We start from the raw sequence: 12,997 nt of genomic DNA, 5'->3' as shown, positions 1-12,997 counted from the left end.
TAACCCTTTACCATCTGCCGACATTGCCGGCGCCGGGGGATCAGAGCGGCTGATCGCCCGCGCCTTTTTCATTCAGCACCTGCTCGACTTTGGAGATATGGGCCTCCATCCGGGCCAGCGCCTCCTTGGCATCCTGGGTCCGGATCGCCTTATATATGGACGCATGCTCCTGCAGCAGCCGCTCGGCAGAGGAGCGCTCGGCATAAAACCACAAGGCGCGCATATCCTTCATATTTTCATGCAGCTTGTTCGATAACGATTCCATTAAATCGAGCAGCAGCGGATTGTGCGTGGCTGCGGCGATTTGCTGGTGGAATTTCACGTCCGCCTGCTCGCTGACCTGCTCATCCGCGGCGTTCTCCATCTCGCGCAGGATTTCCTCGAAGACCGTCAGATCCGCTTGGCTGCGGTTCGTTGCGGCAACGGCGGCACAGCCGGTCTCCAGCACGCGCCGGACCTCAAGCAGATGGCGCAGCGAAGCCGCGCGTCCTTCCCACAGGTCGGCATACAGCTGTCCCGGATGAACCGGCGGCGCATCGGCGGGCGGGGTGCGCACGAACGTGCCTCCGCCTTGGCGGATATTCAGCAGCCCCATCGCTTTCAGGGCGCTGAGCGCCTCTCGGATGGTCGATCTGCCCACATTGTACTGGAGCGCCAGGTCCACGACCGAGGAGAGCCGGTCTCCCGGCTGAAGCGAGCCCTCGTCCATCTGCCGCTTCAAATCATTCATGACCCACTCGTATTGTTTCAACGGCCGCTGCGGATTCATCGTTCTAGGGTCCCTCCGTTCTACTGATTACCAATCATCAATTTTTGTCATTCTCTCTATTTAGATAGATTGAACTAAAGTTTTTCATTGAACTTCCTGTTATAACGGCCCAATACGGCCCTATAACATTCATTTCTTTAATTCATTCTATCTAGATAGAATGAATTAAAGTTTTTACTTGTCATTCCTTGATCTAGGGGGAATAATTGTGTCAAAAATGTGACTTTCTTTAATTCAATCTATATGGATTCATTTATTTTAGTGTATACTTGATCACAATAAAAGTCATCAGATGACCTGACTAATTTATTCGCACTTATATCGCATTCTGGAATGTAAAGGAGTGTTTTCCTTGTTGCAGGAAGACGTAAAACGCGAGCTTATTGCCATTTTGGGCAGCTCTTATGTAAAGGATGATCCCCAGTCGCTGGTTACGCATTCGTATGACGGCACGCCGATGCTGCAGTCGCTGCCGGATGCGGTCGTGTACCCTGAAAATACCGGCCAGGTCTCCGAAGTGATGAAGGTGCTGAGCCGCCACAAGATTCCGGTCGTCGGCCGGGGTTCGGGAACGAACCTGTGCGGTGGTACGGTGCCCGTCCAAGGCGGCGTCGTCATGGTGATGCACCGGATGAACCGGATCCTTGAAATCGACATGGAAAACTTGACGGCGATCGTTCAGCCGGGCCTGAATACGAAACAGTTCATTACGCATGTAGAGGGGCTTGGACTGTTCTATCCGCCGGATCCGAGCAGCATGTCAATTTCGACCCTCGGCGGCAACATCGCCGAATGCTCGGGCGGCCTGCGCGGGCTGAAATACGGAACGACCAAGGATTACGTGATCGGGCTGGAGGCCGTCCTGGCAAACGGCGACATCATTCGAACCGGCGGCAAGCTGATGAAGGATGTCGCCGGTTACGATCTGACGAAGCTGCTGGTCGGATCGGAAGGCACGCTGGCGATCATCACGGAGGCGACGCTGAAGCTGATTCCGCCGCCGAAGTACAAGAAGACGATGCTTGCGATGTACAAGGATTTGTACGGCGCGGCCCGTACGGTATCCAAAATCATCGAGAACCGGATCATTCCGGCTACCCTGGAAATTCTCGACCGCTCCACGATCCGGGTCGTGGACGATTATGCGCAGCTGGGGCTGCCGCTCGACATGGAAGCGATCCTGCTGATCGAGCAGGACGGCGACATGGAAACCGTGGAGCGGGATATCGCGCTCATCACCGACATCTGCCGCAGCGAGCAGGCTGACCAGGTGAGCATCGCGGCGAGCGCGGAAGAGGCTGAGAAGCTGCTGACCGCCCGGCGCAGCGCTTTTACCGCGCTGGCACGGCTGAAGCCGACGACGATTCTCGAGGACGCGACGGTGCCGCGTTCCAAGATTGCGGACATGGTGCTCGAAATCAACCGCATTGCGAAGAAATATGACGTTCAAATCTGCACTTTCGGCCATGCGGGAGACGGCAACCTTCATCCAACGGCAACCACCGATGCGCGCAACCAGGAGGAAATTCACCGGGTGGACGAAGCGTTCGAGGAAATCTTCGAGGCGGCGATCCGGCTCGGGGGAACGATTACCGGCGAGCATGGGGTCGGATTGGTCAAATCGCCGTTCCTCGAATGGAAAGTCGGGGCAGCCGGGATGGGGGTCATGAAGGCGATCAAGCAGTCCTTTGATCCGTATAACCTGCTGAATCCGGGGAAAATGTTCGCGAAGGAAACGAGAAAACGGGTGGTGATCGATCGTGGGTAATGCGTTGAATGTGAAGGAGCGGGCGAACCCGCTCGCCGAGACGCTCCGGCTGCGCCTCGATGAAGACCAGCTGACCAACTGCATGCGATGCGGCTTCTGCCTGCCGGCGTGTCCGACCTTTGCCGAGACAGGCATCGAGGCCGAGTCGCCGCGGGGCCGGATCGCCCTGATGAAGGCCGTCGCCGACGGCATCATGGAGCCGGATGGGGCGTTCGAAGAGCAGATGAACCACTGCCTGGGCTGCCGGGCCTGCGAGCCGGCATGTCCGGCGGGCGTCAAATACGGGCAGCTCATCGAACAGGCCAGGGACGCCATCGAGGATCACAAGCAGCATAAACCGCTGGTGAAGGCTGCCCGTCATGCGGCGTTCAAAACGGTATTTCCGCATCAGAAGCGGATGAAGCTCGTGGGCCGAGGTCTCGAGCTGTACCAGAAGTCGGGGCTGCGGAAGGTAGCGCGATCCACCGGCATCATGAAGCTGTTTCCGAAGCATATCAGCGATATGGAGAAAATTTTGCCTGAAGCTTCCGGCAAGGGCGTGCTGGAGAAGATCGGCGCGTATCACCCGGCAAAAGGCGAGAAAATCGCGACCGCAGCGCTTTTTAGAGGCTGCATTATGGATGTGCTGTTCACGGACACGAACATTCATACCGTGGACCTGCTTACCGCAGCCGGCTTCGACGTCGTCATTCCGGCTGCGCAGAACTGCTGCGGCGCCCTGCATGCGCACAGCGGCGAGGCGGAAGGAGCACGGGAGCTCGCCCGCAGCAACATTCGTACTTTCAAAGATGCGAATGTGGATTACATCGTCTCTAATGCGGGCGGCTGCGGGGCGATCCTGACCGAATACGACCATCTGCTGCATGAAGATCCGCAGTGGCGGGATGATGCCGCCTGGTTCGCCGGGCGCGTCGTCGACATCAGTGAGCTGCTCGTTCGCGCGGGCCGAAGCTTAAACTTCGGCGCCTCTTCGGCAGGCCTTGCTCCGGAAGGGGACCCGAAGGTGAAAATCACCTATCAGGATTCCTGCCATCTGCGCAACGTAATGAAATCGTCGGACGCCCCGCGCGTATTGATGCGTCAAGTGGACGGCGCCGAATTTATCGAAATGAAGAACGCCGATCGCTGCTGCGGCTCGGCGGGTATCTACAACGTGACGCAGCCGGAAATGGCCGGCAGCATTCTGGATCATAAGATGGAGCACGTGGAAGCGACGCAGGCCCAGTATCTGCTGACCAGCAATCCCGGCTGCCTGCTCCAGATGAAGCACGGCATTGAGAAGGAAGGCCTCAGCGGCAGCATGAAGGCTGTCCATATCGTCGATTTTCTGCATGAGCGGCTGCAGCACCGGCCGGAATAGGCGACGGAATTACAAGGTGAATCGGAATTGACATGATTGAAATTGAGGAATCATATCGGGATCGATAAACAGCATATGGGCTAGGGGGATATTACGATGAATCAGGGGTATATCGATCAGCTGATCAAGGGCATGAGCCTGCGGCAAAAAATCGGGCAGATGTTCGTCTGCGGCTTTTGGGGGACGGAAATCAGCGATGAGCTGCGGCAGTTTATCGGCACGCATCAGATCGGCGGCCTCATTTATTTTGCCCGCAATGTGAAGACGACGGAGCAGGTGGGCAGGCTTAGCCGTGACCTGCAGCAGGCGGCCGCGGCGTCGGGGACGCTTCCCTTATGGATTTCCATTGACCAGGAAGGCGGCATGGTCGCCCGCATTACGGAAGGCGTCGCTCTGATGCCGGGAAATATGGCACTGGCCGCCGCGGGCTCGGCGGATTGGGTGTACGAGTCCGCGCGCGTCAGCGGGGAGGAGCTGCGCTCCCTCGGCATCAACCTGAACTTCGCGCCGGTGCTCGACGTAAACAATAATCCGCTGAATCCGGTCATCGGCGTCCGTTCCTATGGAGAGTCCCCAGAGGCGGTGGCGGCGTACGGAACGCTTGCGTTCCGCGGCCTGCAGGACGTGGGTGTCGCGGCCACGGCCAAGCATTTTCCGGGGCACGGGGATACCGCGGTGGACTCCCATCTGGACCTGCCGACGATTACCCACGAGCGGAAGCGGATGGATGAGGTCGAGCTTGTCCCGTTCAAAAAGGCGATCGCCGAAGGCATTGATGCAGTGATGTCGGCGCATATATATTTCCCGGCACTTGAGCCGTCTAAGCTGCCAGTGACGCTGTCGCATGCCGTGCTGACCGGCCTGCTGCGCGAAGAGCTCGGCTACGACGGCGTCGTCATGACCGACTGCATGGAAATGAAGGCGATTGCCGAGCATTACGGTACCGTCAAGGCCGCGGTCATGGCGGTTGAAGCGGGAGCGGACACCGTCCTGATCAGTCAGACCCCGCAGCTTCAGGTAGAGGCGATGGAGGCGCTGGAACAGGCGGTCCGCTCCGGCCGGATCGCGGAGAGCCGGATTAACGCCTCCGTGCGCAGGCTGCTTGCGCTGAAGGCGAAGCGCGGACTGCTCGGGAGCACGGCTGAGCTTGAGGCAGCGCAGCAGCAGCAGGAGCAGGACGGGCAGGCGGCCCGGGTCCATGATGACAAACAGGATGCGCCGGGACTGCAGGACAAGCTTCCCGGAAACGAAGTGCATATGGACCTGGCCCGCCGGATCAGCGAGGCAAGCATCACGCTGGTACAAGCAAGGGATGGCGTCCTGCCGCTGAAACGGCAGCGAACGCTGGTCATCTCGGTCGCAGCTGCCGCGCTGACGATTGCCGACGAAGTGATCGCGAGGACGGAAAGCTTGGGCAGCGCCTTGGCCGCGCAGGGAGTTGACGTGAGTGACCGTCCGGTGACGCTGACCGAAGTGGCGGACCAGGCGGGCCGTCTTGTGGAGGAAGCCGGAGGCGAAGAGGTGAGGCAGATCGTTGTCGGCACATACAATGCGCAGTTTGACCCGGCGCAGATCAAGTTGGTCCAGGATTTACTCGCACTTGGCAAACCGGTCCTGGTGGCCGCTCTGCGTAATCCGTACGACCTCATGTGCTTTCCGGAAGCGTCTGCGCTGGTTGCGGCTTATGAGAGCCGGCCGCTCGCGCTTGTAAGTACGGCCAAGGCGATCGCCGGTGCTGTTCCTTTCAAAGGGCGCCTGCCGGTATCGCTCGGTGCATCGTACCCCGCAGGTTGGGGATTGCAGACGGAAGCCCCAAAGCAGGGATAGAGCATTTTTAAGACGGCGTTAGCCGTCTTTTTTGTTGTCATAAACGCCTGATCGGGTCAAGCCCGAAAAGTCGGTTAACACCGGTGAAAACTTTACTTTCAAGTCAAATCATTACTATAATGATCCTGTTACGCTTATAAGCGTGAGCAGCATGAGGCATGAATCACAATGGAGGGAACACCGATATGGAACTGTTTAGCGCAATGGAACAGCACGATTATGAGCAGCTGCTTTTTTGTCAGGACAAGTCGTCCGGACTCAAAGCGATCATTGCGATTCACGATACGACACTTGGGCCGGCATTGGGTGGGACCCGGATGTGGACCTACGCTTCCGAGGAAGCCGCGATCGAAGACGCATTGCGCCTAGCCAAAGGCATGACCTATAAAAACGCCATTTCAGGCCTGAACCTGGGCGGAGGCAAGACTGTCATCATCGGCGATCCGAAAAAGGACAAGAACGAAGCGATGTTCCGGGCCTTCGGAAGATACATACAAGGATTGAACGGCCGCTATATTACGGCAGAGGACGTTGGCACCACGGTGGCCGACATGGATATCATTCATCAGGAGACGGACTTTGTGACCGGGATTTCCCCGACCTACGGCTCGTCCGGCAATCCGTCACCGGCGACGGCCTTTGGCGTGTATCAAGGAATGAAGGCCGCCGCCAAGGAAGCCTTCGGCTCCGACTCGCTGGAAGGACGGACGATTGCGGTGCAAGGCGTCGGCAACGTGGCATTCCACCTGTGCGAGTATTTGCATCAGGAGGGAGCTCGGCTGATCGTGACCGATATCAACGAGGAAGCTGTCAGCCGTGCGGTGGAGAAGTATAACGCCACAGCGGTGTCGCCAGGGGATATCGTCGGCGTCGAATGCGATATTTTCTCCCCCTGTGCGCTTGGCGCCATCATCAATGATGAGAGCATTCCGAAGCTGAAGGCAAAGGTCATTGCCGGCTCGGCCAACAACCAGCTGAAGGAAGCCCGGCACGGGGATCTGATTCACGAGCTGGGCATCGTATACGCGCCGGATTACGTCATTAACGCCGGCGGCGTCATCAATATCGCCGACGAGCTGAACGGCTATAACAAGGACCGTGCCTGGAAGCAGATCAGCGGGATTTATAGCTGTATCTCCCGTATCTTCGACATCTCCAGGGAAGCGGGCATCCCGACGTATGCCGCCGCGGACCGGCTTGCGCTCGAGCGGATCGAAACGCTCAAAAATACGCGCAGCCCGTTCCTGCAGAATCCGCACCATGTGCTGAGCCGCCGATTAGGTCGTTAAGCGGGAGGAGATTTTTGAATCGTAGCTGGGAAGTGCCTTGGGGTGCCGGATTGCTGGAGTGCCGGAGTGCCTTCGTGCTGGAGTGCAAACGGAGTGATCCTAGGGGGGCACGATGAGCGATCGAGAGAATTCCTTGGATTGGATCTGTGGGTGATCCCCGGAATGGTCTCTCGAAATAGCTGCAAATATGCACTTATTTCCGATGGAACTGGCGACTAATAGCTAAATAGCTGTACTTTTGCACTTACCCCGTGGGGGAAGATCAATGGCTTCCTGGGTAACATTCCCGCCCGCCTGAATGGTCTCGATCGGCCTCCCCGGTGACAACTGTGGTGAATCGTCCCTGTAACCACGAAAAAAGCGTACCGCACGGACTTAAACCGTGCGGTACGCTTTTTAGCATTCCTTAGACCCCGGGGACGGAAGGGCTGTCTGCCTCAATCAGCCCTCCAGCTTGAAACGGTCGATTTTCTCCTGCATGTCCACCGCCATCTTCGAGAGGCTGTTCGCCGAAGACGAGATTTCCTCCATGGAAGCCAGCTGCTCCTGGTTCGCCGCGCTCACACGCTCAAACGAGGCAACCGTGTTGCGGGAAATGCTGGCCACTTCCTGCACGGAGGCGGATACTTCCTCGCTGCTCGCGGACATCTGCTCGGTGACGGCGGAAATGTCCTGAATCTGGTCGGTAATCTGCTTGGCGGATTTTTCGATATTGGCAAAAGCTTCGAGCGCCTCTGCCGTGACTTCCATCCCCTGATCCACATCGGACTGCACTTTATGACGCATAACGTTATACGCGTCTGCGATCAGCGTCGTCATCTCCTGGATCGTATGCTGGATATCCTCCGCCGTGACATTCGACTGATCCGCCAGCTTGCGGACTTCCTCGGCGACGACGGCGAAGCCGCGTCCATGCTCGCCGGCCCGCGCCGCTTCGATCGCGGCGTTCAGGGAGAGCAGGTTGGTCTGCTTGGCGACTTCGGCGATCGCCGTGCTCATCGCGGCGATGCTTGCGCTGTGGTCGTTCAGCTTCTCGATCAGGGCTGCGGACTCGTGTGTGGATGTTTTGATCGTATCCATCTGGGCACTGACCAGCTGGACCTTCCGGCTGCCGGCGTGTACGTCTTCTTCCGTGCGGTTCGACGAATCGACGATGGTACTGGCCGACTCAGCAATACGCTGGATGCCGCTGGCCATCTCCTCCATCGTGCGCGCGCTTTCCTGCGCGGCGATGGCCTGGTTGTCGGCCTCCTGGGCCGAATCCGTCATCAGATTGGAAACGAATTCGACGCTCTGCGCGTTCTGCTCGGTGCTGGCGGTCAGCTCCTCGCTTGAGGCTGCCAGCTGGCTGGAGGTTTCCGACATGTCCAGCACCATCAGGCGGAGCGAGTCGACCATGGCGTTGTAGTTATGCGCCAGGTCCCCGATTTCGTCCTTTCGCTTCGTGATGACGCGGTCGTTCAAATATCCCTCGCTCACGCGCTTCGCCGAACGATTCAGCTGCTCGATCGGACGCGTCATGCTGCGGATGATGAAGAACATAACGATCAGCGCGGCAATGACGGCGATCACAAGAACGATGGCCGATGTCCAGAAGATCGGCATCGTCGCCTTCGTATATTCGCTTTCCGGAAGGATGCCGACGATTTTAAAGCCGGTCAGCTCGTTGGTAATAAAATAGCCTCGCTGGCCAACGCCATTGAGCGGGTTGGTGTAAGAGAGCATCCCTTCATTTTTACTCTGCATCGTTTTGAGCTGGTCGCCGGTAAACTTGGAACCGGCCTTCTCGGTCGGGTGGGACATCAGCAGGCCGTTGCGATCCACCATGTAAATATATCCCTCATTGCCGAGGTGAACCTGCTTCACGATGTTATTGATATTCCCGATGCTCAGGCTGATGTTGATGACCCCTTTGCCGTCGGGCAGCGTCTTGGAAATGGCGATCGCGTAATTTTTCGTCGTGGCCGAGACGGCCGGATCGTCGACGACCGCTTGCCCCTTGTTATTCATAGCGAGCTTGTACCAAGCCCGGGTCCGCGGATCAAACTCTTGAGCGCCGGGATCCGGGGATTTCATCCAGGACCCGTTGTCGGTGCCGATGGAGACGATTTCGATTTCCGGATGCTGCGCTTTAAAATCGTCAATCAGAATCCGGGTCTGCACCGAATGGCTTTCGATATCGGCATACGTGATCTGGTTGCTGAGCTGCTTCACGTTGGATAGCTGCATTTCAACCATCGTGTTGATCAGCTTGTCGAGCAGCATGACGCTTGATTTCGTGGTGTCTTCCATTTTGTCCTGAAGCTGTGCTTTGGCGCTGTTCACGGCGAATACGGCCAACACTATCGTCGGGATAATGAGCATGAGACAGATGAAAAGCATCAGTCTGCTTCTGAGCTTTTTAATGTTGAAAAGCCCGGTTATTTTTTGGAGCAACTTGTTCAAACGAGATTCCCCCTGCAGTCATTATAGGTCTAAAGTTCCGGAAGCACCTGTTGAACGGGTGCAGCGCTTGAAAGAGCAGCTTCGGGCGGGCGTCGATCCGTGTAAATCCATCGATATGTATGTTGAAAGATTTGACTTGGATTCATCCGTTTCAGCGGAGCGCCTACTGGAGCGGGAAATGCATTCCGACCGGTTTTAGTTCCTATTCTATATTTCGACAAGTATCCCCGATATTTTCATATCTTTTTTTCGTAAACCAGCAATTTTTTCTGAAAAAAATGAGTGGAAGAACGATTCATTTCCTGATTTATTCCGAAATGGGTAGGCCTTGAAGCGCATATATAATGCCAGAGGTCAGCTGTTCGGATACAATTCGGTGGTTTCATTTGAAACAGGGACTTTTGGCGGGGAAGGGGATGAGGTCCGGAAACCGCTTGTCGATAAACGCGAAAAGATCATAAAAAAACAAACCCTTTTCGTCAAAATCCTCCGTTGTCAGATACGATCCGGTCCCCATATAATGGGATACAAACAGATTATCGATAATCGATAATAACAGGAGGGATGATGGAACGTCGTAAAAGAAGCTATCGACCGACCTTTTTGAAAACGGTTACTTTACTGCCGTTGCACGTTGGTCAAATCAGCGGTCATGGATGATCGGCGAATGGAGACTGAGAGTCATGCAAAACAGCGGTTACTTCCCTTTGGGGAGTTCCATCAGCGAACAGATTTATTTGACGCTTAAGCGGGAAATTATCGCAGGGGAGCTTCAGCCGGGAACGCGCCTCATCGTACTGGACATTGCGGGTAAATTTCAGGTCAGCCAGGCGCCCGTGCGCGAAGCGCTGGAGCGAATGAAGCAGGAAGGATTAATAAACGGCATCCCGAATAAAGGGTCGGTCGTTTCCAATATTACGTCGAAGGAGATCAGAGATATATTCGTGCTCCGTGAAATCATCGAGGGCTATGCGGTCCGAACATCCATGCCGACGTTGTCGGAGGCGGATTACGAGCAGCTCGAAGAGGTTATCCGGTCGATGGAGGAAGCCGTCGGGCGCAACGACACGCTGGGCATCCTTGAGCTTGATATGGATTTTCACGGATTTTTTTACAAGCGCTGCGACAATCAAGCCATTCTGGAGCTCTGGAACCAAATGAGGACGAAGGTGATGCGCTTTATGGCCATTTCCAATCGTCACCACACGACGGATTTGCTGGCCGAGTGGCACCAGCGGCTGATCACCGTTCTCCGGGCAGGAGACGGGGACGCGGCTGAGGAGGCTTTTATCGAGCATATGCATGCCTATAAATTCATCCATATGGACTAGAACCATGCCTCTCGTTCGTCATCCTTTCACAAAGGGGAAATGAAGCATGTTAAATGAACGTTTCGTGTTCGATGACCAGGATGTTATGACTTGGATGAGGGACCGCCTTCTGCGGTATCTCATTTCCGGCAAAGCAAATATGAAGGGGGAACTGAAGGAAAGCCTGTCCCGCCTTCGCTTGAACCCGTATTATACGTTTCCCGCGATTGCGGTATTGGAGCCAACCGCTCCCTACGACCATGAGCATGACCGCTTGGCGTATCTCGAGGACATGCGCAGCGATCTTCAGGAGCGCGTGCCGGAAGGGAGCGTCGTTTTCCTGGACGAGGAGGGGAGAATCGGGCTGCTGTTCTCCTGGGTTTCGAAAGAGGTTTTGGTCCGGGTGCAAACCATGCTTCAGGAGAAGTTCGCCTATCCGGTGAACATTGGAGTGGGTAAGCCGTGCAGCCACCTGAGCGACATCCATATCTCTTACCGGCAAGCTTCGGCAGCCCTGGAAAACAAGTTCTACCGCGGAACGGGCCAAATTATCCATTACAGCGAAATTCGCCGGCTGGAGCCGCTCGGGCGCTATCCGGCCGAGAAGGAGAGAAAGCTGTACGCCAGCTTCCGTTCGGCCGCTACGGAGGCGGAGATCGCGGAAGCGGTGGACCAGTTTTATGCCGCGCTGCTGGAGACAGGGCCGATCGACATTACAAGCATGTATGAGCTGACAATCCGGATGCTGGTCGGTATCGAAAAAAGGGTGATTGCCGACGAAGGGAATGGAGGCGCTTACAAGCCGTTTGAAGCGACGTCGCTGGTCAAGATCGGCACGCTCGAGGAGCTGAAGCGCTACGTTATCCGGTTTCTGACCGGCCTGTGGGAAGTCTTTTCGCCCACGCTTAAAGAGAGCCACCGCAGTCTTATTAAAAAGACCATTCATTACATGGAACAGGAATGCCAGTGTGCTTCGCTGCAAAGCGTAGCGCAGAAGGTGTTCATTACGCCGACTTACTTGAGCCTGCTCTTCAAGACGAATACCGGCAAGACGTTCATCGAGCATCTGACCGAGATCCGGATCGACAAGGCCAAGGACATGCTGCGGACGACCCATTACAAAAATTATGAGGTTGCTGAAAAGGTCGGATATCAGGATTCCCGCTATTTCAGCCAAATTTTCAAAAAGAAGGTCGGCGTTTCCCCAAGCGAGTATCGGGAGTCGATCTGCAAATAGGCAGCGCAAAAAAAGGAAGCAGGCTTCAGGGCCCGCTTCCTTTTTCCCGTTATGGAAACCCGCTAGAGCCGCACGTCGCTCCGTGGACCGTCGAGCTCGTTTTTTCGTGCTTCCTCAAGCTCGGCCTCCCAGGTCAGATGACGGTATTCGGAGGCGGCCTCGTCGCTTTCGAACCAGCGAGTGAAGTCTTCCCACAGTGCCGTGGTCCAGGATGCGTCGATCTGTGCGGTGGAGTAGACTCCTTCTTTGAGCCGGACGAAGCCGAAGATGTCCCGCACCTGCGATTTTTCCGCCTGCACGGCCGTCAACTCGGCCAGATGGGGAGGGATGAAGATAACGCCGGCCGGCGTGCCCAGCACAACGTCGCCCGGCAGGCAGATCGCTTTGCCGATCCGCGTCGGCACGTTCATGCCCACCATGGTGACTTCGCCGATGGCCGTCGGGTCGCTTCCGCGGTAATAGACGTTGATGTTCTTGATTTCGGACACCTGCTGATTGTCGCGGATGCCGCCCCAAATGACGGCACCGCCGCGCTTCGTGCGGGTAGAAATAGCCGTGGAGAGGTTGCCGCCGACATAGGTGCCGAGGTGGACCTTGTCGAACATATCGACGACGACGACGTCATCCTCGACCAGGGAGTCGATCACCCACTGGTTGAAGAAACCTCTGCGGCCTTCCTGTTCATGGCCGTAGTCCAGCAGCGTCTCGTGCAGATCCGGCCGCTGCGGTACCATGACCGCGGTGACCGCACGTCCCACCATCACCTGGTCGGGATGCACGATCTTGAAGGCACCCTCGAATTGAAATTTATAACCACGGTGCCACAGCGGTCCCCATGCTTCCTCCAGCGTAATTTTGCGGATTCTTCTCAGCACGTCCTCAGGCACCTTCGGCCGTCCGTTCTCGAACCGCTCGCCCGTCCACTGCGGCGTCAACTGAATGATATCTTCCGGATTGTCAAACTTCATTCCAAACCCCTCCTCGTTTACTGG

At 56.5% G+C, this 12,997-nt stretch carries 9 protein-coding genes; 6 read left to right on the top strand and 3 right to left on the bottom strand.

Going from position 1 to position 12,997, the window contains the following annotated elements:
* Window positions 1-40: 40 nt before the first annotated feature.
* The gene (locus tag CJP46_RS30945) at window positions 41-769 is read right to left on the bottom strand and encodes a FadR/GntR family transcriptional regulator (protein WP_094599486.1); all 729 of its coding nucleotides are present in this window, start codon (window positions 767-769) and stop codon (window positions 41-43) included.
* Between the two features lie 352 nt (window positions 770-1,121).
* Between CJP46_RS30945 and CJP46_RS30940 the strand changes: the two genes are divergently transcribed.
* The 4 genes from CJP46_RS30940 (at window position 1,122) to CJP46_RS30925 (ending at window position 7,013) form a co-directional block, all read left to right on the top strand.
* Window positions 1,122-2,537, top strand: coding sequence for an FAD-binding oxidoreductase (locus CJP46_RS30940; protein WP_094599485.1), 1,416 nt, complete (start codon window positions 1,122-1,124; stop codon window positions 2,535-2,537).
* Window positions 2,530-3,897, top strand: coding sequence for a (Fe-S)-binding protein (locus tag CJP46_RS30935; RefSeq protein WP_373558059.1), 1,368 nt, complete (start codon window positions 2,530-2,532; stop codon window positions 3,895-3,897). The genes CJP46_RS30940 and CJP46_RS30935 overlap by 8 nt, the downstream gene beginning before the upstream one ends.
* Window positions 3,898-3,993: 96 nt before the next feature.
* Window positions 3,994-5,724 carry a beta-N-acetylhexosaminidase gene (gene nagZ, locus CJP46_RS30930; protein ID WP_179281400.1) on the top strand — a complete coding sequence of 577 codons (1,731 nt, stop codon included), beginning with the start codon at window positions 3,994-3,996 and terminating at the stop codon, window positions 5,722-5,724.
* Between the two features lie 185 nt (window positions 5,725-5,909).
* The gene (locus CJP46_RS30925; protein WP_094599484.1) at window positions 5,910-7,013 is read left to right on the top strand and encodes a Leu/Phe/Val dehydrogenase; all 1,104 of its coding nucleotides are present in this window, start codon (window positions 5,910-5,912) and stop codon (window positions 7,011-7,013) included.
* A gap of 441 nt (window positions 7,014-7,454) precedes the next feature.
* On the opposite strand, the gene CJP46_RS30920 is transcribed toward CJP46_RS30925, so the two are convergent.
* Window positions 7,455-9,458, bottom strand: a complete 2,004-nt coding sequence (locus CJP46_RS30920) for a methyl-accepting chemotaxis protein (RefSeq protein WP_306431110.1) — start codon at window positions 9,456-9,458, stop codon at window positions 7,455-7,457.
* 683 nt (window positions 9,459-10,141) lie between these two features.
* Here CJP46_RS30920 and CJP46_RS30915 point away from each other — a divergent pair.
* Together CJP46_RS30915 and CJP46_RS30910 are read left to right on the top strand one after the other, a co-directional pair.
* Window positions 10,142-10,789, top strand: coding sequence for a GntR family transcriptional regulator (locus tag CJP46_RS30915; protein WP_094599483.1), 648 nt, complete (start codon window positions 10,142-10,144; stop codon window positions 10,787-10,789).
* Window positions 10,790-10,835: 46 nt separating this feature from the next.
* Complete coding sequence (locus CJP46_RS30910) at window positions 10,836-12,005, top strand: helix-turn-helix domain-containing protein (RefSeq protein WP_094599482.1); 1,170 nt, start codon at window positions 10,836-10,838, stop codon at window positions 12,003-12,005.
* A gap of 62 nt (window positions 12,006-12,067) precedes the next feature.
* On the opposite strand, the gene CJP46_RS30905 is transcribed toward CJP46_RS30910, so the two are convergent.
* The gene (locus tag CJP46_RS30905) at window positions 12,068-12,973 is read right to left on the bottom strand and encodes an RraA family protein (RefSeq protein WP_094599481.1); all 906 of its coding nucleotides are present in this window, start codon (window positions 12,971-12,973) and stop codon (window positions 12,068-12,070) included.
* Window positions 12,974-12,997: the final 24 nt, after the last annotated feature.

The organism is Paenibacillus sp. XY044, from assembly GCF_002257645.1.
GTDB lineage: Bacteria > Bacillota > Bacilli > Paenibacillales > Paenibacillaceae > Paenibacillus_AQ.
The sequence above is the reverse complement of the archived record's forward strand: the minus strand, read 5'-3'. Positions and strand labels throughout refer to the sequence as shown.

Bases quoted from the DNA above. Each gene is read 5' to 3' on its own strand.
- CJP46_RS30945 (WP_094599486.1), bottom strand. From the start codon at position 769: ATGAATCCGCAGCGGCCGTTGAAACAATACGAGTGGGTCATGAATGAT.
- nagZ (WP_179281400.1), top strand. From the start codon at position 3,994: ATGAATCAGGGGTATATCGATCAGCTGATCAAGGGCATGAGCCTGCGG.
- CJP46_RS30925 (WP_094599484.1), top strand. From the start codon at position 5,910: ATGGAACTGTTTAGCGCAATGGAACAGCACGATTATGAGCAGCTGCTT.
- CJP46_RS30915 (WP_094599483.1), top strand. From the start codon at position 10,142: ATGCAAAACAGCGGTTACTTCCCTTTGGGGAGTTCCATCAGCGAACAG.
- CJP46_RS30910 (WP_094599482.1), top strand. From the start codon at position 10,836: ATGTTAAATGAACGTTTCGTGTTCGATGACCAGGATGTTATGACTTGG.
- CJP46_RS30905 (WP_094599481.1), bottom strand. From the start codon at position 12,973: ATGAAGTTTGACAATCCGGAAGATATCATTCAGTTGACGCCGCAGTGG.